Origin of the sequence: Aestuariispira insulae (assembly GCF_003385955.1) — a bacterium.
GTDB classification, from domain to species: Bacteria; Pseudomonadota; Alphaproteobacteria; order UBA8366; family Aestuariispiraceae; genus Aestuariispira; species Aestuariispira insulae.
This window is the reverse complement of record NZ_QRDW01000019.1, coordinates 1-19,864: the sequence shown is the minus strand read 5'-3', so window position 1 is coordinate 19,864 and position 19,864 is coordinate 1. Positions and strand designations below refer to the sequence as shown.

At 55.0% G+C, this 19,864-nt stretch carries 18 protein-coding genes; 8 read left to right on the top strand and 10 right to left on the bottom strand.

What is annotated here, in order from left to right:
* Nucleotides 1-32: 32 nt before the first annotated feature.
* A complete protein-coding gene (locus tag DFP90_RS21750) occupies nucleotides 33-950 on the bottom strand; it encodes a LysR family transcriptional regulator (RefSeq protein WP_115939497.1) in 918 nt (305 codons plus the stop codon).
* A gap of 116 nt (nucleotides 951-1,066) precedes the next feature.
* On the opposite strand from DFP90_RS21750, the gene DFP90_RS21745 reads away from it, so the two are divergent.
* The gene (locus tag DFP90_RS21745; protein WP_115939495.1) at nucleotides 1,067-1,780 is read left to right on the top strand and encodes a pirin family protein; all 714 of its coding nucleotides are present in this window, start codon (nucleotides 1,067-1,069) and stop codon (nucleotides 1,778-1,780) included.
* A 79-nt stretch (nucleotides 1,781-1,859) separates the two neighbouring features.
* Nucleotides 1,860-2,720 (top strand): pirin family protein, encoded by an 861-nt coding sequence (locus DFP90_RS21740; protein ID WP_115939493.1) that lies wholly within the window; start codon nucleotides 1,860-1,862, stop codon nucleotides 2,718-2,720.
* A 5-nt stretch (nucleotides 2,721-2,725) separates the two neighbouring features.
* Here DFP90_RS21740 and DFP90_RS21735 read toward each other — a convergent pair whose 3' ends face one another.
* The 3 genes from DFP90_RS21735 to DFP90_RS21725 all read right to left on the bottom strand — a co-directional run bounded on the left by DFP90_RS21735 (nucleotide 2,726) and on the right by DFP90_RS21725 (nucleotide 5,436).
* On the bottom strand, nucleotides 2,726-3,661 hold the full coding sequence (locus tag DFP90_RS21735) for a GDP-L-fucose synthase family protein (protein ID WP_115939491.1): 936 nt from the start codon (nucleotides 3,659-3,661) through the stop codon (nucleotides 2,726-2,728).
* Nucleotides 3,658-4,701 carry a GDP-mannose 4,6-dehydratase gene (gene gmd / locus DFP90_RS21730; RefSeq protein ID WP_115939489.1) on the bottom strand — a complete coding sequence of 348 codons (1,044 nt, stop codon included), beginning with the start codon at nucleotides 4,699-4,701 and terminating at the stop codon, nucleotides 3,658-3,660. The genes DFP90_RS21735 and gmd overlap by 4 nt, the downstream gene beginning before the upstream one ends.
* A gap of 102 nt (nucleotides 4,702-4,803) precedes the next feature.
* Nucleotides 4,804-5,436: a GntR family transcriptional regulator gene (locus DFP90_RS21725; RefSeq protein ID WP_115939487.1), complete on the bottom strand. Its 633-nt coding sequence runs from the start codon at nucleotides 5,434-5,436 to the stop codon at nucleotides 4,804-4,806.
* A gap of 205 nt (nucleotides 5,437-5,641) precedes the next feature.
* On the opposite strand from DFP90_RS21725, the gene acnB reads away from it, so the two are divergent.
* A complete protein-coding gene (gene acnB, locus DFP90_RS21720) occupies nucleotides 5,642-8,227 on the top strand; it encodes a bifunctional aconitate hydratase 2/2-methylisocitrate dehydratase (RefSeq protein WP_115939485.1) in 2,586 nt (861 codons plus the stop codon).
* A gap of 59 nt (nucleotides 8,228-8,286) precedes the next feature.
* Here the strand turns inward: acnB and DFP90_RS21715 are convergent, their stop codons facing one another.
* Nucleotides 8,287-9,177, bottom strand: a complete 891-nt coding sequence (locus tag DFP90_RS21715) for a LysR substrate-binding domain-containing protein (protein ID WP_115939483.1) — start codon at nucleotides 9,175-9,177, stop codon at nucleotides 8,287-8,289.
* Nucleotides 9,178-9,316: 139 nt separating this feature from the next.
* Here DFP90_RS21715 and DFP90_RS21710 point away from each other — a divergent pair, with 139 nt between their 5' ends.
* The gene (locus DFP90_RS21710) at nucleotides 9,317-10,117 is read left to right on the top strand and encodes a phytanoyl-CoA dioxygenase family protein (protein ID WP_115939481.1); all 801 of its coding nucleotides are present in this window, start codon (nucleotides 9,317-9,319) and stop codon (nucleotides 10,115-10,117) included.
* 99 nt (nucleotides 10,118-10,216) lie between these two features.
* Nucleotides 10,217-10,903: a DUF6058 family natural product biosynthesis protein gene (locus DFP90_RS21705; protein WP_115939479.1), complete on the top strand. Its 687-nt coding sequence runs from the start codon at nucleotides 10,217-10,219 to the stop codon at nucleotides 10,901-10,903.
* Nucleotides 10,904-10,925: 22 nt separating this feature from the next.
* Here DFP90_RS21705 and modC read toward each other — a convergent pair whose 3' ends face one another.
* The 3 genes from modC to modA are packed head-to-tail and all read right to left on the bottom strand — an operon-like array spanning nucleotide 10,926 to nucleotide 13,404.
* Nucleotides 10,926-11,987 carry a molybdenum ABC transporter ATP-binding protein gene (gene modC / locus DFP90_RS21700; RefSeq protein WP_115939477.1) on the bottom strand — a complete coding sequence of 354 codons (1,062 nt, stop codon included), beginning with the start codon at nucleotides 11,985-11,987 and terminating at the stop codon, nucleotides 10,926-10,928.
* Entirely contained in the window at nucleotides 11,984-12,664 is a 681-nt protein-coding gene (gene modB, locus DFP90_RS21695) for a molybdate ABC transporter permease subunit (protein ID WP_115939475.1), read from the bottom strand. The genes modC and modB overlap by 4 nt, the downstream gene beginning before the upstream one ends.
* Nucleotides 12,664-13,404 (bottom strand): molybdate ABC transporter substrate-binding protein, encoded by a 741-nt coding sequence (gene modA, locus DFP90_RS21690; RefSeq protein ID WP_115939473.1) that lies wholly within the window; start codon nucleotides 13,402-13,404, stop codon nucleotides 12,664-12,666. The genes modB and modA overlap by 1 nt, the downstream gene beginning before the upstream one ends.
* Nucleotides 13,405-13,609: 205 nt before the next feature.
* Here modA and DFP90_RS21685 point away from each other — a divergent pair, with 205 nt between their 5' ends.
* Nucleotides 13,610-14,671 carry a putative transporter gene (locus DFP90_RS21685; RefSeq protein ID WP_115939471.1) on the top strand — a complete coding sequence of 354 codons (1,062 nt, stop codon included), beginning with the start codon at nucleotides 13,610-13,612 and terminating at the stop codon, nucleotides 14,669-14,671.
* Between the two features lie 108 nt (nucleotides 14,672-14,779).
* On the opposite strand, the gene cysN is transcribed toward DFP90_RS21685, so the two are convergent.
* Both cysN and cysD read right to left on the bottom strand, forming a co-directional pair.
* The gene (gene cysN, locus DFP90_RS21680) at nucleotides 14,780-16,702 is read right to left on the bottom strand and encodes a sulfate adenylyltransferase subunit CysN (protein WP_115939469.1); all 1,923 of its coding nucleotides are present in this window, start codon (nucleotides 16,700-16,702) and stop codon (nucleotides 14,780-14,782) included.
* Nucleotides 16,702-17,616 carry a sulfate adenylyltransferase subunit CysD gene (gene cysD, locus DFP90_RS21675; RefSeq protein WP_115939467.1) on the bottom strand — a complete coding sequence of 305 codons (915 nt, stop codon included), beginning with the start codon at nucleotides 17,614-17,616 and terminating at the stop codon, nucleotides 16,702-16,704. Before cysD ends, cysN begins: the two co-directional genes overlap by 1 nt.
* A 259-nt stretch (nucleotides 17,617-17,875) precedes the next feature.
* On the opposite strand from cysD, the gene DFP90_RS21670 reads away from it, so the two are divergent.
* Both DFP90_RS21670 and DFP90_RS21660 read left to right on the top strand, forming a co-directional pair.
* Entirely contained in the window at nucleotides 17,876-19,024 is a 1,149-nt protein-coding gene (locus DFP90_RS21670; protein ID WP_115939465.1) for an alpha/beta hydrolase family protein, read from the top strand.
* 531 nt (nucleotides 19,025-19,555) lie between these two features.
* The gene (locus tag DFP90_RS21660) at nucleotides 19,556-19,777 is read left to right on the top strand and encodes a winged helix-turn-helix transcriptional regulator (protein WP_115939461.1); all 222 of its coding nucleotides are present in this window, start codon (nucleotides 19,556-19,558) and stop codon (nucleotides 19,775-19,777) included.
* The last annotated feature ends 87 nt before the right edge of the window (nucleotides 19,778-19,864 follow it).

Sequence of the window (19,864 nt, the reverse complement as noted above, 5' to 3'; positions counted from 1 at the left end):
TTGATTGGATACGCCGAACCGGGGGGGCTAGATCACTGTCGCCGGGTTTGCTCCCATACCGGGTTTTCACCAAAACGGTCATAGAGGAAATCAATCAACAGCTTGAGCTTTGCCGAATGGTATCGGTTAGGGGGATACAGCAGGGTCAGGAAGATCGGTGGCGCTTTGTAATCATCCAGTATCTGCACAAGACGTCCGTCGCGCAGGGCCGGGCCGATGGTAAAAGTCGGCAGCAAGGTGATGCCAAGATCCTTTAGCGCCGCGTCACGCAATATTTCCGCATTGTTGGAGCAAAGCACGCCGTTGACCGCGATGTTTTTCTCGCCATCGGGACCGCGCAGCTTCCAGCTGGCCCCCTTTGCGAGCGTACCATAATGCAGGCAGGGCAGATCCCGCAGATCAGCCGATGTTTCCGGCATGCCATATTTTTCCAGGAAGGCGGGCGATGCGCAGATTACACGTCTGGTCTCGATCACCTCATGATCCACCAATGCCGCCAGTTCCTGGCGTTGGGTGATGCGTACGGTCATGTCGAACCCATCCTCCATGGGGTCGACAAAACGGTCACTGAGCGTGAGTGAAATCCGGATCTCGGGATAGGCCACCATGAAATCAGCAATGGCAGGCCCCAAATGCATGGTGCCAAAGGTCATTGGCGCATTAATTCGCATGATGCCTTTGGGATTGGCCTGCACATCCATCGCCTCTTTTTCGGCCTCTTCCAAGTCGGACAGGATGAATGTGCAGCGATCATAGAATTTTTCCCCCGTGGCGGTGGGGCTTACCTTCCGGGTCGTCCGGTGCAGCAGTTGCACCCCCATTTCCTCTTCCAGGTTGATGACCGCCCGGTTGATCTGGGACCGCGACAGGCCGAGCTGTCGCGCCGCCGCGGCAAAGCCACCTTCATCGACGACCCTGACAAAGGCCCGGATACCGCTCAACTTATCCACATTTATTGTCCCTTATTATGCGACAGTAAGTCGATAATAACTCTAATTATATTAAATGGAAGGACGTATTATCTTAAAAGCGTTAGGGACAGAGATATTGCTCAAGGAGCCAGACAATGATGCATATTCGGAACGCCGAAGACCGTGGTTCAGCCAATTTCGGTTGGCTCAACAGCAAACATACTTTTTCTTTCGGCAACTATTTCGATCCTAATTTCCTAGGATTTGGCCCGCTGCGCGTGATCAATGATGACCGGGTATCGCCGGCCGGCGGTTTTCCGACCCATGGGCATCAGGATATGGAAATCGTCTCCTACGTCCTGGAAGGCGCTTTGGAACACAAGGATACCATCGGTAACAGTTCGATCATCAAGCCGGGTGATGTTCAGCGCATGAGCGCGGGGACCGGCATACGGCATAGTGAATATAACCATTCCAAGACCGACTTAGTTCATTTCCTGCAGATCTGGATCATCCCGGAGCGCGGCGGCCTGGAACCGTCCTATGAACAGATCGAATTTACGGAGGCGGAAAAGGATGGAAAACTGCGTCTTGTCGGCAGCCGGGATGGCCGCGATGGTTCCGTGGTCATCCATCAGGATGTGGATCTATACGCTGCTCTGCTGAGCGAGGGCCAGGAAGTGACCCATAAGCCCCGCGAAGGCCGATTGACCTGGATCCATGTGGCGAAGGGGGATGGCTTCGTGAATAACCTACCGGTCCAGGCCGGTGACGGGATTGCCTTTGACGGGGCGGATCCGATCACTTTGTCAAGCGACGGAAAGGGCGAATTCCTGCTGTTTGACATGACAGGCCATCACAGCCAGTGAAGAAAAGGGTCAGAATGCTTGATGCCTAGTCGCTTCACATGATCAAATATACAGGCAGGATCCCATAGGGAGAGAGAATATGACCAAGCTGTTGCAAGCCAAGGAAGCGGATCTGGGAGAATTTAGCGTGCGCCGGGTCCTGCCGCACAAGGACCAGCGCATGGTCGGGCCGTTTATATTCTTCGACCATATGGGGCCGGTGCGCTTCCAGCCGGGAACGGGCGTGGATGTGCGCCCCCATCCCCATATCGGTTTGGCGACGGTCACCTATCTGTTTGAGGGATCGATCCTGCATCGGGACAGCCTGGGCAGTCTGCAGGAAATCCGGCCGGGTGATATCAACTGGATGGTGGCCGGGCGGGGGATTGTTCATTCCGAGCGGGAAACGGATGAGGTGCGCAATGGCGTGCATGATCTCAATGGTTTGCAGTTATGGATCGCTTTGCCGGAGGAGCATGAAGAGACCGATCCTGAATTCAGCCATCATCCTAAGGACAGCTTGCCGACATTTGAGGTTGAGGGCGTTTCCTGCCGCCTGATGGTGGGCGGAGCCTTCGGGCATGAAGCGCCGGTGAAAACCTTCTCGCCGATGTTCTATCTCGACTTCACTTTACAGGCGGGTCAGAGCCTGCCGCTGCCCGACGGCAATCGCGAGGCGGGGCTTTACAGCATGAAGGGGCGTTTCAGTGTGGATGGCGAGATGTTTGACGAAAACCAGTTCATCTATGTCGGTCCCGATGAAACGCCGGAAATCAAGGCGGTGGATGATCTGCGGATTGTCATCCTCGGCGGTGAACCCTTCACCACCCGCCGTCATGTCTGGTGGAATTTTGTTTCCAGTTCTAAGGAGCGCATTGAGCAGGCCAAGGAGGATTGGAAGGTGGGACGATTTGACCCGGTCCCGGGCGAGGAAGAATCCATTCCGCTGCCGGGGACGTGAAGCATTCAGGTCTGGTTGTCCAAGTACCATTGATAGGTACTTTTAAGGCCTTCTTCCAGGGAGATGGAGGCCTGCCAGCCCAAACCGGACATGCGGCTGATATCCAGCAGTTTTCTTGGCGTGCCATCCGGCATGCTGTCATCCCAGGTCAGATTGCCGTTAAATCCGACCACATGGCAGATGGCTTCCGCAAGCTGCTTGATGGAGAGATCCTGGCCGGTTCCGACATTCATGGGGCTGCCTTCATCGTAATGATCCATGGCAAACAAGCAGGCTGAGGCCAGATCATCCACATGCAGGAATTCCCGCCGGGGCCGGCCGCTGCCCCAAACGGTGAGGCTGGCTGCACCTGACTTTTTCGCCTCATGCGCTTTGCGCATCAGGGCTGGTATGACATGGCTGCTCTCCAGATCGAAGTTATCACCGGGGCCATAAAGGTTGGTCGGCATGAGCGAGATAGCGTCAAAACCATATTGTTGGCGGTAGGCGGCGCACATTTTCAACCCCGCGATCTTTGCCAGGGCATAGGCTTCGTTGGTTGGCTCCAACGGGCCGGACAGCAAAGCTTCCTCCCGGATCGGCTGTGCCGCCAGGCGCGGGTAGATGCAGCTGGACCCCAGGAAGAGCAGCTTTTTCACGCCCGACCGATAGGCCTGGTCAATGACATTGCCCTGAATGGCGAGGTTTTCGGAAATAAACTCCGCGGGCCTGGTCCGGTTTGCCTCAATGCCGCCGACCCGGGCCGCGGCCAGGATCACATAGGCCGGTCTTTCCAGCTCAAAAAAATCTCGTACGGAAGCCTGGTTGGCCAGGTCCAGCTGATCGCGTGACCGTGTGATGATGTTTTGATACCCGCGTGCCTCCAAAAGGCGCAAAATGGCGGAACCGACAAGGCCGCGATGGCCGGCCAGAAAGATGGCGGCGTCTTTTGCAAGGCTCATCCGGACAATCCCTGATTTTCCACGCCATGGCCCGCATCCACAAGAAGACGCTCGCGCTCGGCCAGGCGCATGTCATGATCAACCATCATCTTCACCAGTTCCTGGAACTGGACCGTTGCTTGCCAGCCCAATTCTGCCTTGGCTTTGGCAGGATCGCCCTTAAGATCGTCCACTTCGGCGGGCCGTTCATACCGGCGGTCAAAATCGACAAATTTCTGCCAGTCCAGCCCGGCGAGGGAAAAGGCGGTTTCAGCAAAGTCACGCACGGAATGGGACTGGCCCGTTGCGATGACATAGTCACCCGCTTGCTCCTGCTGGAGCATCCGCCACATGGCGTCGACATAATCCCCGGCAAAGCCCCAGTCGCGTCGGGCATCCAGATTGCCTAGATAAAGCTTGTCTTGGAGGCCATGTTTGATGCGCCCGACCGCGCGGGTGATCTTGCGGGTGACGAAGGTTTCCCCACGCCGTGGGCTTTCATGGTTGAACAGGATGCCATTGGCGATGAAAAGGCCATAGGCCTCCCGGTAATTGACCGCATACCAATGGGCCGCAACCTTGGAGGCGGCATAAGGGCTGCGGGGGTGAAAGGGGGTGGCTTCAGACTGGGGCGAGGGGGCGGCTCCGAACATTTCGGAACTGCCCGCTTGATAGAGCCGGATGGTCCCGTCGGTTTCCAGGCAATAGTCCCGAACCGCGTCCAGCAGACGCAATGTGCCTGTCGCAACGATGTCGGCGGTATATTCGGGCTGATCGAAACTGACCCGGACATGGGACTGGGCGGCGAGGTTATAGATTTCGTCTGGTTTGACCTTGCCGAGAACCCGGCGCAGGCCGGAACTGTCGGAAAGGTCGCCGAAATGCAGTTTCAGACGCGGTTTATCCGTGTGGGGATCCTGATAAAGATGGTCGATGCGCCCGGTGTTGAAAGAGGAGGCGCGCCGGATGAGACCGTGGACCTCATAGCCCTTGCCAATCAGAAGCTCCGCAAGATAGGAGCCGTCCTGGCCAGTGATTCCGGTGATAAGGGCCCGTTTCATGAAACATCCTGTCGTCAGGGTTGATAACCGAACTCCGATTATAGCCCATCAGGCACCGGACAAAAGATTTCTAACGCCGTAACAGCCGTTTAGGTAGGGATCTTACCAGCCAAGTTCGATTTTCAACCGTGTTTTATAGGCGTTTTTGACATGATTGCGGGCAACCTGTTCCGCTTTATCCTCGTCGCGGTTTTCAATGGCTTCCACCAGCATGCGATGCTCTTTTTCCGAAACGACCACCCGTGCCGGTTCCGCAAGCGTTGTGCCGGACAGCAATGCCAAAGAACGCTGAACGGAAGAAAGCATCTGCTGCAGATACTGGTTATGGGTGCAGTTATGCAGCTGCTGGTGAAACTGCTTGTTGGCGATGGCCAGCTCACGCGCTTCGCCTTCCACCAGTTTGCCGGACGCAATCATTTCCTTGAGCAATTCGATCTCGGCGGGCGCGGCGTGGCGCGCGGCAAGCCTGGCAGCAAACCCTTCCAGCACTTCGCGGATATCATAAAGCTCGCCCAACTGGTCCTGGCTCAGTTCCGCAACGATCAGGCCGCCCTTGCCATCGCGAGAGGCGATTCCCTGGCTTTCCATCCGGTTCAGCACTTCACGCACCGGTGTCCGGCTGACCTTGAAGCGCTCGGCCAGTTCTGTTTCAATCAGCCTAGATCCGGGCTGAAACTCGCCACGTTCTATCGCCTGTAAAAGGGCGGCATAAATATCTGAATCGTCTTTGGCCATGACGTGTCTTCACCGTTGATATTGCACTGCAACAGCCAATTTTTGTAAATGCGGCGTTGCTCTCTTGATTTATTGTATACAGATGGATACAAGTGAGCGCAACGGATAAGGATCCAGGCGCTTGGGAAGATGTGATAGCATGATCCCGGTGTCCAGAGGATTTAGGATAATTGCCGGCCACCTGCACCGGCAGAAGGAGACATAAATGCTCGAAAATTACCGATCCCATGTGGAAGAACGCGCGGCCCTCGGCATCCCGCCGCTGCCGCTGTCGCTGGAACAGACCGAACAGCTGATCGAGCTGATCAAGAATCCGCCGGCCGGAGAGGAAGATTTCCTGGTTGAGTTGCTGACTTACCGGATCCCCGCCGGTGTGGATGATGCGGCCCGTGTGAAGGCCGGGTTCCTGGCGCAGGTCGCCCGTGGCGAGGTAGAGACCAAACTGATCAGCCGGGTGCGCGCGACCGAATTGCTGGGCACCATGCTGGGCGGGTTCAACATTGAACCGATGATCCAACTGCTGGACGATACCGAATGCGGTGCTGCTGCGGCGGAAGGTCTGAAGAAAACCCTGCTGGTGTTTGATTATTTCTTCGATGTGAAGGAAAAGGCCGATAAGGGATCGGAAAACGCCAAGGCTGTGCTGCAGTCCTGGGCCGATGCGGAATGGTTCACGTCCCGGCCGGAAGTTGAAGAGAGCATTAAGGTCACTGTCTTCAAAGTGACCGGTGAAACCAATACCGATGATCTTTCGCCGGCGCCGGATGCCTGGTCGCGCCCGGATATCCCGCTTCATGGCCTGGCCATGCTGAAAAATCCGCGTGACGGCATCACCCCGGAAGAGCCCGGCGTGCGCGGCCCGATCCAGTTCATCGAAGACCTGAAAGCCAAGGGCAACCAGATTGCCTATGTGGGCGATGTGGTCGGCACCGGGTCGTCCCGCAAATCCGCCACCAACTCAGTGATCTGGTGGACCGGGGATGATATCCCCTTTGTCCCGAACAAACGTTTCGGCGGTGTGTGCCTGGGCGGTAAGATCGCCCCGATCTTCTACAATACCATGGAAGATGCCGGCGCGTTGCCGATCGAGCTGGATGTGAACCAGATGGATATGGGCGACGAGATCGAGCTGCGCCCCTATGAAGGCAAGGCGCTTAAAAACGGTGAAGTGATTGCCGAATTCAAAGTGAAATCCGACGTTCTGTTTGACGAGGTTCGTGCCGGCGGCCGTATCCCGCTGATCATCGGCCGTGGCCTGACCGCGCGTGCCCGTGAAGCACTGGGGCTGCCGGTTTCCGATCTGTTCCGGGTGCCGGAAGCGCCGGAAGACCATGGCCAGGGATACACGCTTGCCCAGAAGATGGTTGGCCGTGCCTGTGGCCTGCCGGAAGGCAAAGGTGTTCTGCCGGGTACCTATTGCGAGCCGAAAATGACCACGGTCGGTTCCCAGGATACCACTGGCCCGATGACCCGGGACGAATTGAAGGATCTGGCTTGCCTCGGTTTCTCCGCCGATCTGGTCATGCAGTCCTTCTGCCATACCTCGGCCTATCCGAAGCTGGTGGATGTGGAAACCCACAAGACCCTGCCGGACTTTATTGAAAACCGCGGTGGTGTGGCTTTGCGTCCGATGGATGGTGTGATCCACAGCTGGCTGAACCGTCTGCTGATGCCCGATACGGTTGGTACCGGCGGCGATTCGCACACCCGTTTCCCAATCGGGATTTCCTTCCCGGCTGGTTCCGGCCTGGTGGCTTTCGCGGCCGCAACCGGTGTGATGCCGCTGGATATGCCGGAATCCGTTCTGGTGAAATTCACCGGCAAGCTGCAGGAAGGCATCACGCTGCGCGATATGGTCAACGCCATTCCGCTCTATGCCATCAAGCAAGGCCTGCTGACGGTTGAGAAAAAGGGTAAGAAGAATATCTTCTCCGGCCGGATTCTCGAAATTGAAGGCCTGCCGGACCTGAAGATCGAGCAGGCGTTTGAACTGTCTGACGCCTCTGCGGAGCGGTCGGCTGCTGGCTGTACGGTGAAGCTGAATGAAGAGCCGATCATCGAATATATGCGTTCCAACATCACCATGATGAAATGGATGATCGCGGAAGGCTATCATGATGAGCGGACCCTGAAGCGCCGGATCGAGGCGATGGAAAACTGGATTGCCAATCCGGAACTGTTGGAACGCGATGAGAATGCAGAATATGCAGCCGTCATCGAGATCAACATGGATGACATCAAAGAACCGATCGTCGCCTGCCCGAATGATCCGGATGATGTGAAAACCCTGTCCGAGGTTCAAGGCGACAAGATCGACGAGGTCTTCATTGGTTCCTGCATGACCAACATCGGCCATTTCCGCGCGGCCGGTAAGGTTTTGGACGGCCAGAGCGATCTGCCGACCAGGCTTTGGGTGGCACCGCCGACCAAGATGGATCAGGCGATCCTGACCGAGGAGGGCTATTATTCCATCCTGGGCAAAACCGGTGCGCGTATGGAGACGCCGGGCTGTTCGCTTTGCATGGGCAACCAGGCGCAGATCCGCAAAGGCTCTACCGCCATGTCCACCTCGACCCGTAACTTCCCGAACCGTCTGGGGATCGACACCAATGTCTATCTCGGGTCTGCGGAACTGGCGGCGGTCTGTGCGCTTCTCGGCCGGATTCCGACCAACGAGGAATACCAAGCTCAGGTTAGAATCGTGAATGAGAAGGCGGATGACATCTACCGCTACATGAATTTTGACCAGATCCCGGCTTTCGTCGAGAAAGCGGCCACGGTCGCTATGTAAGAAAGATTGGCCTCTGGCTGATACGGAAAGCCCCGCCGGTTTCTCCCGGCGGGGCTTTTTTATGCCGCAAAGGCGCGCAGTATCCGTTTGGCAAGTGGGCTGTGAAAGCCTTTTTCCGGATAAACCAGGTAATAGCCCATGGGAGATCGTTTCAAGGGGGGGCCCAGCGGTACCAATTTTCCCAGTTCCACCAGGTCATCGGTCAGATTGGCAAAGCCGAGCATGATGCCATCGCCATTCAGGGCCGCATCCACCACCAGCAGATAATTGTTAAAGGTTTGTGTTCGGGCGCGCGATGGAAAATCCAGCCCCTGTTCTTTGAACCAGAGTGACCAAGTGGCCCAGTTCAACGTGGTGAACAGATTTTCCGTATCCAGCAGGGACTGGCCCTGCCAGGTGGCCAGGCTTGTAAAATCATGGGCCTGGGCGACCGCGGGGGCGGCCAGCGGCACAATCTCTTCATAAAACAGAAGATCGGCGCAAAGCCCGTCCCATTGTCCATCACCAAAGCGAATTGAAAAATCGACGGCCTTGGCGTCATATTCGCCATAGTCATCAGAAATCAGAAGATTGATCGACATGCCATCCAGGATGCGCTGGAGCCGGGGCAGGCGGGGGGCCAGCCACATATTGGCAAAACCAAAGGTCGACCCGATGGTCAGACTGCGTCCTGCTGGATTGCGCAGAATATTGGCCTGGTCGGCAATTTCATGCAAACAGCGCGAAACCGTTGCCTGAAAAGCGCGGCCTTCATCGGTCAGGGCCACGGCGTTATTGCGCCTTGTGAACAAAGCCACCTGCAGACTTTCCTCCAACAGGCGGATCTGGCGTGTTATGGCCGGTTGGGCGACGCTTAACTCCTCACCCGCCTTGGTGAAGTTAAGATGTCTGGCGGCCGCTTCAAATACCACCAAAGCATTGGGTGGGGGCAGGGATTTCTTCAAGCTCATTGGTGCGGGGCCTCAGGTTTTATCATATAATAATTTTATAGTTTATTCGCATTTTTACCGTCGCGTGAAGCATGTTTTAAGCCAATAGTTGGTCTCGGCAATCAGGCCGAATGAACAAAATTTTGATGGAGTGGCTGAGATGGAACCGCTGGCGCTTGAAGAGATTGCACAAGGATATGATAGAGAAGGATATGTTGGCGGCATCGATATTCTGTCCGGGAGTGAAGCCGCAAATCACCGAGCAATTCTGGAAGAGATGGAAAACCGGCATGGTGCCCTGCATTACAAGGCCAAGATCCATACCATCATGCAATCGCCCTTTGAGCTGGCCACCCACCCCCGGGTCCTGGATGTAGTCGAGGCGCTGATTGGTCCGGATATTCTGCTCTATAATGTGGAGTATATTATCAAGGAACCCAAGGCACCGGCCCATGTCAGCTGGCACCAAGATCTTACCTATTGGGGGCTCAGCCATGATGATCAGGTGTCCTTATGGCTGGCACTGTCCCCGGCGAGCGCGGAAAGCGGCTGCATGCGCATAATCCCCGGCAGCCATCGCCAAGGCAGGAAGGATCATCATGTGACCAGGGACGAAAATAATGTCCTGTTGCAGGGGCAGACGGTTCATGGGGTCCCGGAGGCAGAGGCGGTTTTATGTCCGCTCAATCCTGGACAGGCCTCTTTTCATCATGGTTGGGTCCTGCATGCTTCCATGCCCAACTTGAGCGATGACCGGCGGATCGGACTGAATGCCCAGTTTCTGGCCCCTCATGTAAAACAGATAAAACATGACCGCGATACCGCCATGTTGGTGCGGGGGCAGGATCGATATGGCCATTTTGGCAGAGATCTGCCGGCGCAATCCGCGTTTGATGAAGCGGTGCTGCATGAATGGAATGAAAAGAACCGGCTTTATGTGGAAACCGCTGGCAGCCAGTAACCTCTTGGAGAGCCGGTCGCTCATGCTTCGGCCAGGATCGAAACGACATGGGCGTTTGGTCTGATAGTGAAGTCCCAGCCAAGACAACAGGTTGGGAAAATGCTGCTCAATTATCTTTATCAATATTTTCTGGAGGAACAGGAATTTGTCCGCCGTGCTGCAATCATGCCGGACATTTGGTTGGATTATCTCCAGCAAGGAATCGTGCCGAAAGCATCATATACCGTGCGGGGAGGGCTTCGTTCCTCCTCTTTCTTTGGCCCGTTCCTGGAGGAAAAGGAGTATCGGTTCCACCAACCGGGTCATGTGCTGTGGCTTCACCAGCTGGACCGGCTGGATATCTGTTCGGAAGCAGGCGCGCGCGGCTATTTCGATCATCGTTATAAGGCGGCACGGGACGCGTTTTTTACTGGACCGCTGGGACAGGCCTGCCTTGAATGGCAGGAAGGGCTGATGGATCGCACATCAGATTCGACGCGGTATGAAACCTGGCAATATTTCCTGGAGGGGGTTTATGGCCTTTGCACGAAGGATGGCCAGCCCGAGACAATTTTTCTGAAACAGGTGGGCGTACAATTCATCGATGTGGTTTTGGCTGAGGATGCCCCTATCGCTGGGAATGGCCATAAACGGGACATCTTGTGCCGGATGGTTAATCTCCTGGACAAGGTGGCCTCCCCATTTGCCCCGCACGAGCGGGAACGCAGCTCCCGTCAGCGCTGTATTGTCAATCTGAGGCAATGGCTGGCAGAAGGGGGAAGCCTTAAGGAACGCATGATAGACTAAGGCGGTTATGCCTATCCCTCGGTCAGACCATGGAAACGCCCTTGATCTGGACGAATATATCCTGACCAGTCTCAAAGCCGAACCGGGCTAGGGAAAGCCTGGATATCCGGGCCAGGATCCGTCCCCCGTCTTCGTCGCCCAGTGCGCAGAGAATGTTGAACTGGGCATTGCCCAGGTCATGAACGGCCAGGATGCGGGCGGGCAACACATTCAAAATGGTTGTCTGGGAAGGGTGGGTGCTCGCCAGGCTGACATCGCTAGCGGCAATGCGCAGGCGGCACCGACTGTTCACCGGGCCAAGCGCGCCAGGGACCTGTAGGGTGGCTCCTTTGACGGTCAGTAGGCTGATGACATTCTTGTCGTCAAAGCCGGTAATCTCCGCCTCCAGAATGCTGGTGGCCTCCCGGCTGGATGCCAGGGGCAGACTGCAATCGGTCAGCATTTCATCCAGCGGGCCGTTGGAAATGACCCGGCCTTTGTCCATGACCAACATATGATCGGCCAGCCGCTCTACCTCGCTATGATCATGACTGACATAGAGCACCGGGATCGAGAGGCCGGCATGAAGCCTTTCGAGATAGGGGATGATCGCGGTTTTGGCCGCCCGGTCCAGAGCCGAAAGCGGTTCATCCATCAGCAGGATGTCCGGTTTCGACAATAGGGCACGGCCAATGGCGACCCGTTGGCGCTCTCCGCCGGAAAGCCTGTCCGGTATGCGATCCAAAAGTTCCCTGACCCCCAACAGATCCGCCGTTTCGTGCAAGTGCACCTTATCCGGATTAGCCATGCCATAAGACAGGTTTTGTTTGACCGTCATATGGGGGAACAGGCTGGCCTCTTGGAAGACATAGCCGATGGCACGTTTATGGGGCGGGCGGAAATATCCCTGATCCTGCCACACATCATCTTTCAGACGCACATACCCATCGAGCCGCTCCAGCCCGGCGAGGCAGCGCAATATGGTGGTCTTACCACAGCCTGAGGGGCCGAACAGCGCAGTGATGCCGCTGGCCGGGATCTCAAACGCGGCATCCAGGGTGAAATCCTGCAACCGGCCTTTCAGCTTTGCCGACAGGAAGTTCATGAGCGGCCTCCATGGGCCGGGCCGCGGCGCAGTTTTTTCTCCAAAACCATCATGGCCAGGATAACCAGGAAGGCAAACACCAGCATCCCGGCGGAGATCAGATGCGCCTGGTCATATTCGAGGGCTTCCACATGATCATAAATGGCAATGGACAGAACCTTGGTTTCGCCCGGGATATTGCCACCGATCATCAGGACCACACCAAATTCACCTACAGTATGGGCAAAGCCCAGCACCGCGCCGGTCAGGAAACCCGGTCGGGCCAGGGGCAGGGCGATGGTGAAAAACCGTTTCCAAGGCGAGGCGCGCAAGGTTGCCGCCACTTCCAGCGGGCGTTCACCAATGGCCTCAAAGGCATTGCGGATCGGCTGGACCACGAAGGGCAGGGAGTAAAAAACCGATCCGATCACCAGCCCTGCAAAGGTGAAGGGCAGGCTCTGGCCGGTCAGGGAGATGGCCAACTGGCCAAGCGGGCTGGACGGGCTCATGGCGATCAGCAGATAGAAACCCAATACGGTCGGCGGCAGCACCAGGGGCAGGGCGACCAGGGCGGCAACGGCCTCCTTCCACCAGGCGGAGGACCGGGCCAGCCACCAGGCCAGCGGTGTGCCGAGAACCAGTAAGATGATCGTCGTGACAGCGGCCAGTTGGAGGGTGATCCGGATGGTTTCCCACATCAGCCTTCCCCCAGACCATAACCGAATGACCGGATCATTTTGCCCGCCGGATCGCTTCTAAGGAATGCCAGAAAAGCGCGGGCCGCGGGATTGTCCTTCCCGCGGTTGAGCAAGACGGCCTGCTGGCGGATCGGGGCATGCAGCGTTTCTGGAACCATCCAACCGGCGCTGTCTGAGGCTTTCAGTTGCGCGGCGGCGACCAATCCCAGATCCGCATTGCCGCTGGCCACGAATTGATAGGTCTGGGCGATATTCTCACCAAAAACCAACTTGCCCTTCGTATTGATCTTCAGATTCCCCAACAGCTCTTCAGCGGCCAGGCCATAAGGGGCGGTTTTTGGATTGGCGATCGCCAGGCGCTGGAAATCACCGCTTTCCAGTTTGTTTCGAAGGGCGGTGGATGTGCGGAGGGTCGGGCTATAGAGGGCCAGTCGGCCAACGGCATAGGTGAAAAGGCTCTCCTCTAGTGCCAGCCCGTCAAAAACCAGCCGGCTTGGCCGTTCCGCATCGGCGGCGAGGAATATGTCAAAGGGGGCACCGTGGATGATCTGGGCATAGAGTTTCCCGGTGGATCCAAAGCTCAATACGGCTTTGTGACCGCTTGTCCGCTGGAAGGTTTCTGCCAGCTGCTTGGCTGGGCCGGTAAAATTGGAAGCGACCGCCAAATGCACTTTTTCGGCCTGCGCCATCGGCACAGCCAGGAACGAGATCGCAAGAATGGCGGTAAAGTTTTTCAGCATCGGTCAAAATAGGGTTGGAAACGCTTTGATTTCAAGCGCTTTCCTGCTGGCCTGCAACAAAATCCTGCACGTGCGGTGGAAACGGCACAATATGGCAAAAAGGCCAAAATCGATCGATTGAGTTGATCAGGAGAATCCGGCACTCTTCTGACCAACTTAAGAAACAAACCCCATATGCAATTGGGATCGAAGAGGGAAACAAGCAATGTTCGGTAGTTTCTACAAATCCAGGAAATGGGCGCTCTGGGCCTATGGTGGCGGGGCGTTGCTCATTGCGATCACGTGGATACAGGTTCAGTTCACGGTATTGTTTAACGAGTGGTATGGCCGGTTCTATGATTTGTTGCAGCGCTCGGACCAGTATGGCGACAATCCGGAAAAGGGATTGACCGAGTTTTACGATCAGATTTTTAGCCCCAGTTTTCTGACAGATGGTTTCGAGGGGGCACCGTCATTTCTATTGCTTGCGATGCCCAGTATTGTGCTTGGCATGTTTATGAGATGGTTCACAAAGATCTATGTCTTGCGTTGGCGGGAAGCGATGACCTTTTCATACATTCCCCGCTGGCGGGCCGTGAAAGAGGAAATAGAAGGTGCTTCACAGCGTATCCAGGAGGATTGTTTCCGTTTTGCCCGCATTGTCGAAGATCTTTCCCTTCAGGTTGTGGAAGCCTTTTTGACCTTGATTGCTTTCATTCCCATTCTCTGGGCGCTCAGTGAACAAGTTGACCTTCCGATTTTGAAGGATTACGAGGGCTCGCTCGTTTGGGTGGCATTGATTGTATCCATCGGTGGGTTGGCAATTTCCTGGGTTGTGGGGGCAAAGCTGCCAGGTCTTGAGTATAACAACCAGAAGGTAGAGGCGGCCTTTCGCAAAGATCTGGTGTTGGGCGAGGATAACAAGGAGAAATATGCTCAGCCCAACCGGCTCTGGGAGTTGTTCTTGGGAATTCGCTTCAATTACCACAGGCTCTATCTCCACTATTCCTACTTTAACCTATGGTGGCTCTCATACCGGCAGGTGATGATTATTCTACCTCTGTTCATCATGGGGCCTGGGTTGTTTTCCGGGGTCGTATCTCTGGGGGTTGTGATGCGGGTGAACCAAGCCTTTGGAGAGGTTCACGGAGCGTTCTCAGTCTTTATGAATAACTGGATTTACATTACAGAGCTGCGCTCAATTCGAAAGCGTCTGAAGGAGTTTGAAAACAACCTGACAAGGTATTCGAATTCCAACACTGACCTCGGCTACCAGCCGGCAGATTGACCACAAGAAAAGCCCCGGTTTTGCCGGGGCTTTATCTTTGTGAGTGGCGAAATGAGAAAACCCGGCATAAAGCCGGGTTTTCCTTGATTGCAGACCCGTTGGATGGGATCAGATCTCGAACTGCATTTCGGGCCATAGGAAGCCGCGTTCTTTCAGCTCTTCAATGATCCGGTCGGCCAGTTCCTCCGGTGTGCCATCGCCGCCATTGACGGTAATTTCAGCGGTTTCCGGCCGTTCATAGGCGCTGTCGATACCGGTGAAGTTGGAAATCTCACCGGCGCGGGCCTTTTTATAAAGGCCTTTGGGGTCGCGTTCCTCGCAGACCTCGATCGGCGTGTCGACAAAAACCTCAAGAAACTCGTTTTCCTCTAGCAGGTTCCTGGCCAGACGCCGTTCGGAAATGAAGGGCGAGATGAAAGAGACAAGCACGATCATGCCGGCATCAACGAACAGCTTCGCGGTTTCGCCCACACGGCGGATATTTTCCACCCGGTCCGCATCGGTAAAGCCCAGATCCCGGTTCAGGCCATGGCGGACATTGTCCCCATCCAGGGTATAGGTATGGCGGCCTTCGGCATGCAGTTTCTTTTCGACCATATTGGCAATGGTGGATTTACCGGCACCGCTGAGGCCCGTGAACCACAGGACGCAGGGTTTCTGGCCTTTCATATCGGCGCGGGCGCGCTTGTTCACGTCCAGGCTCTGCCAGTGAATGTTGCTGGCGCGGTGCAGGGCATGTTCGATCATGCCGGCAGCCACGGTGGCATTGGTCATCCGGTCCACCAGGATGAAGGCACCGGATCGGCGGTTTTCGTCATAGGGGTCGAAACTGAAGGGTTTGTCGGTCGAGATGTTGCACACCCCCACCTCATTCAGCTCAAGCGTCTTGCCGGCCTGTTGCTCCAGGGAATTCACATTCACCTTATATTTCAGCGAACTGATCTGCGCCGCACCGGTCTTGGCACCCATTTTCAAAAGATAGGGGCGGCCCGGCAGCAGGGGCTGGTCATGCATCCAGATGATCTTGGCTTCAAACTGGTCGGCATGGGTGGCGCGGTCCTTGGCATCGCACAGAAGATCGCCGCGTGAGATATCAATCTCGTCGTTCAGGGTCAGTGTCACGGCCTGTCCGGCAATCGCCTGATCCAATTCCCCATCATAGGTAACGATGGATTTCACCGTGCTGGTCTGGCCGGAAGAAGGGACGGCGATCTGGTCACCCGGTTTGATGGTGCCGCCCTCAATGGTGCCGGAAAAACCCCGGAAGTCCAGATTGGGCCGGTTCACCCATTGAACAGGCATCCGGAAGGGTTTTTCATGCAGGTCGGATTTGACCTCAATGGTCTCCAGCAGGCCCATCAGGGTCGGGCCATGGTACCAGCTTGTATGTTCGCTGTTGCTCAGAACATTGTCGCCTTTCAGCGCGGAAAGCGGAATGGCGTGTACCGCCTCGAAACCGAGATTTTCCGCAAATGCGTTATATTCCTCAACAATGGTGTCGAATTTTTCCTGGGAATAGTCGATCAGGTCCATCTTGTTGACGGCCAGGACCACATTGCGGATGCCAAGCAGGGACACGATATAGCTATGGCGGCGGGTCTGGGTCAGGATTCCCTTGCGGGCATCGATCAGGATCACCGCCACATCGGCGGTGGAGGCACCGGTCGCCATGTTGCGGGTATATTGTTCATGGCCGGGCGTATCCGCGACGATGAATTTGCGTTTTTCCGTGGAAAAGAACCGGTAAGCCACATCAATGGTGATGCCCTGTTCCTGTTCCGCCTGCAGGCCGTCCAGCAGCAGTGCAAAGTCGATGTCGCCGCCCTGGGTGCCGACCCGCTCGCTATCCTTGGCCAGGGCTGCGATCTGGTCCTCGAAAACCATCTTCGAATCCCAGAGCAGGCGGCCGATCAGGGTGGATTTGCCGTCATCGACGCTGCCGCAGGTGATAAAGCGCAACAGGCCTTTTTCTTCATGGGATTTCAGATAGCCGAGAATATCATCGGCGATGAGATCGGATTGATGGGCCATCAGAAGTAACCCTCCTGCTTTTTCTTTTCCATAGAGCCTGCCTGGTCGCGATCAATGATGCGGCCCTGGCGCTCGGATGTTTTGGTCAACAGCATTTCCTGGATGATTTCCGGCAGGGTGCTGGCGGTGGATTCGATTGCCGCAGTCAGCGGATAACAGCCGAGCGTGCGGAACCGGACAGATTTCATCATCGGCTCTTCGCCGGGATTAAGCGGCATCCGCTCGTCATCCACCATGATCAATCCGCCATCACGCTGAACGACTGGGCGTTCTGCGGCATAATACAGCGGCACGATCTGGATGTTTTCCTTGTAGATATATTGCCAAATGTCCAACTCGGTCCAGTTGGAGATTGGGAAGACACGGATGCTTTCATCCTGTTTGATCCGGGTATTATAGAGGTTCCACAATTCCGGTCGCTGATCCTTCGGATCCCAGCGATGGCTGGCAGTCCGGAAGGAAAAGACCCGTTCCTTGGCACGGGATTTCTCCTCATCACGGCGCGCACCGCCAAAGGCCGCATCGAACTTGTATTTGTTCAGTGCCTGTTTCAGCGCTTCTGTTTTCATGATGTCCGTATGCAGGGCAGACCCATGGGTGAAGGGGTTGATGCCATCCTTTACCCCTTGTTCGTTGATATGGACGATCAGATCAAACCCGTGTTCCGCGGCCATCTTGTCCCGGAAAGTGATCATTTCCCGGAATTTCCAGGTGGTATCCACATGCATCAGCGGGAAGGGCGGTTTGGACGGAAAGAATGCCTTTCGAGCCAGATGCAGCATGACGGCTGAATCTTTACCGATGGAATAGAGCATCACCGGGTTTTCAAACTCCGAGGCAACTTCACGGATGATGTGGATGCTTTCCGCTTCCAACTGGTCGAGATGGGTTAACGTATCCTTGCTGATGGTCATGATGCTTTAGATCCGTGTGTCTTATATATAAACACAAAAAAGTGTGTTATTGTTTATATTACATTAATGAAACGTCTAATTAGCAACAGTCATGGTGAGGAGCAACACAAAAATGAATGTTGGCGGATTAAAACCGTAAACATGCTGGGTGCTCCCAGGGCATGATGAAATTCAATCCTTGACTTTTTTTTGGGTTAGGAGAATACGGGAAGCACTAAATACAGGGGAGCTTGAGAGTTGCAATTGTGAATACAGTTCAATGAAACTCAAAGTAAATCAGACGCTTCTATTTCTTGTCCTGATGATTCTGATGATTGCTGGAACCGCAATTGGGCTGACGCGCGAAGTGGATGCTATCCGTGTCCTCTACAAGCGTTACAAGGCGCAGGATATCTATCAGTTTGAGGAAATCAGGCCAGAGCATAAGCAGATTGATCCCGCAGGTTTTATTTCTTTGTCCGAAGGGAGAAGGCCGCGCATTGTGCGGGAGAGCATTTTACGTCTCTTGAAGGAGCAGGCCGGTAACGGATACAAGTTGGTGCGCGAGATTGATCTGGTCGGGGCATCAAAAGCCCGGCTCTGGTTTCCTATTCGAGATGAGTTTAGCCAATGGGATGGGGTGAAAAGTTTCACCCGTTTCCGATATGTTCTTGAGCCGGAAGTGCACTCATACGTCTATCATCTGGTTCCAGAAAAACCAGTCGGAAAAGGGGTAGTCTATCACCATGGTTTTGGTGAGCCTTTTACGATCGCCAGACCACTCTTCGAGGCGCTGCTTCTGGCGGGTTATGATGTGATGATCTACAACCATTTTGGCTTTGGGGAGAACTATCTCTTAATGGAGGTGCCTGGTTGCGGAGATAGCGGCGGCGAAACGACCTGCGGTCGCAATATGATCTCGGAGATGGAGGATATTCCGCGGGCGCTGCATTACCAGCTTTCTCCGATTTTTGATGGTCTGGATTATCTAGAATATGAAGTTGGCGTTAAAACTATTGACATTGTCGGTTTCTCTGCCGGCGCCCCGACCGCTACAGTCGTTGCGGCTTTGAGTGACAAGGTCAGGAATGTTGTGGCTGTGGCGGGTGTCTATCCCGACTATTTGCGTGAAGGTCAGGAGGTTGCAATGGGGATCGCGGCTTACCCGCCTCTGCGGGATAAGCTTTCGATGATGGATTTGTTTGTGATGACCGCCATACCGAAAGGGCGTCAATCCGTGCAATTGTTTAACAGGTTTGATCGTTGCTGCTTCCGAAACCGAAAAGGTCTTCTTTATGTGGAGTCGGTTCGTAAAGCGGTTGAGCGGATCGGTGGACAGGGCCAGTTCGACGTCATTATCGATGAGAGCCACGCCGACCATAAGATTTCCATTAGTGCCATTAACACAATTCTAGATTTGGTGCAGTAGGCCGCCATGGCCGCAGCTGGAAGAGGTGGCTAACAAGGGGGGCACCGGTATCTCGGGCGTCGGGCAATAGTGAGTTTGAGTTTTCTGAAAACTGTAGTCTGGTGCTGGCCAATCGCGGGTGGGTCTATTCAATTGCCTTCTCTGACGCACCTTTGAACCAATAACTGGCCTGGGAACGTCATGCGCGCGATTCCTTTGTGGTGTCTCTTTCTCCTCTTTCATTTCAGAGACCTGCCAGCGAAAAAATATTGGCTATTGGATCGATCAAAAGATGTGGCACCGCAATATGCGGGCCATGTGGCTGTGAAAGTTGAAGATGATCGTTTGGCCATTTCGAAGAGGGCAGTCGATTTTCTTTTGAATTCATATGGATTTGATGCCGGACTGTCACGCGATAGGACTTCGTTCGTTAAATTCGACGGCTTAGAGGCCTGTAGAAGAAACAGGCGCAATAGAAAGCCAATGAGCCATTGCAACTGGATCGGAGATTTCATAGAGTTCAATTATTGAACGTTGTCTAAGGGGTGCCATATGTCACGATCCCGGATTGTGCGGGAAATATTGATGGAGATCGAACGCGATCCCAATATTTCGCAGAAGAGATTGGCTGAAACGATCGGCATCTCTGTCGGTATGGTGAATTGGCATATCAAACGTTGTGTCAACAAGGGCTTCGTGAAGCTGCAGCAGGCTCCTGTGAAACGTTACATGTACTATCTGACACCAGAGGGATTCGTTGAGAAAGTGACGTGAGCCCTTAAAACTCCTCCAAAAATGAGTAGAGTCCGTCCAATAAAAGGAGACGGACATGAAGCGCAGTCGATTTAGCGAAGAACAGAT

Excerpts from the sequence above, each read along its gene's own strand:
- DFP90_RS21710 (WP_115939481.1), top strand. The coding sequence starts at position 9,317 with ATGGAACCGCTGGCGCTTGAAGAGATTGCACAAGGATATGATAGAGAA.
- DFP90_RS21660 (WP_115939461.1), top strand. The coding sequence starts at position 19,556 with ATGTCACGATCCCGGATTGTGCGGGAAATATTGATGGAGATCGAACGC.
- modB (WP_115939475.1), bottom strand. The coding sequence starts at position 12,664 with ATGTGGGAAACCATCCGGATCACCCTCCAACTGGCCGCTGTCACGACG.
- cysD (WP_115939467.1), bottom strand. The coding sequence starts at position 17,616 with ATGACCATCAGCAAGGATACGTTAACCCATCTCGACCAGTTGGAAGCG.
- modC (WP_115939477.1), bottom strand. The coding sequence starts at position 11,987 with ATGAACTTCCTGTCGGCAAAGCTGAAAGGCCGGTTGCAGGATTTCACC.
- cysN (WP_115939469.1), bottom strand. The coding sequence starts at position 16,702 with ATGGCCCATCAATCCGATCTCATCGCCGATGATATTCTCGGCTATCTG.
- acnB (WP_115939485.1), top strand. The coding sequence starts at position 5,642 with ATGCTCGAAAATTACCGATCCCATGTGGAAGAACGCGCGGCCCTCGGC.
- DFP90_RS21685 (WP_115939471.1), top strand. The coding sequence starts at position 13,610 with ATGTTCGGTAGTTTCTACAAATCCAGGAAATGGGCGCTCTGGGCCTAT.
- DFP90_RS21735 (WP_115939491.1), bottom strand. The coding sequence starts at position 3,661 with ATGAGCCTTGCAAAAGACGCCGCCATCTTTCTGGCCGGCCATCGCGGC.
- modA (WP_115939473.1), bottom strand. The coding sequence starts at position 13,404 with ATGCTGAAAAACTTTACCGCCATTCTTGCGATCTCGTTCCTGGCTGTG.
- DFP90_RS21715 (WP_115939483.1), bottom strand. The coding sequence starts at position 9,177 with ATGAGCTTGAAGAAATCCCTGCCCCCACCCAATGCTTTGGTGGTATTT.
- DFP90_RS21745 (WP_115939495.1), top strand. The coding sequence starts at position 1,067 with ATGATGCATATTCGGAACGCCGAAGACCGTGGTTCAGCCAATTTCGGT.
- DFP90_RS21705 (WP_115939479.1), top strand. The coding sequence starts at position 10,217 with ATGCTGCTCAATTATCTTTATCAATATTTTCTGGAGGAACAGGAATTT.
- DFP90_RS21670 (WP_115939465.1), top strand. The coding sequence starts at position 17,876 with ATGAAACTCAAAGTAAATCAGACGCTTCTATTTCTTGTCCTGATGATT.
- DFP90_RS21725 (WP_115939487.1), bottom strand. The coding sequence starts at position 5,436 with ATGGCCAAAGACGATTCAGATATTTATGCCGCCCTTTTACAGGCGATA.
- DFP90_RS21740 (WP_115939493.1), top strand. The coding sequence starts at position 1,860 with ATGACCAAGCTGTTGCAAGCCAAGGAAGCGGATCTGGGAGAATTTAGC.
- gmd (WP_115939489.1), bottom strand. The coding sequence starts at position 4,701 with ATGAAACGGGCCCTTATCACCGGAATCACTGGCCAGGACGGCTCCTAT.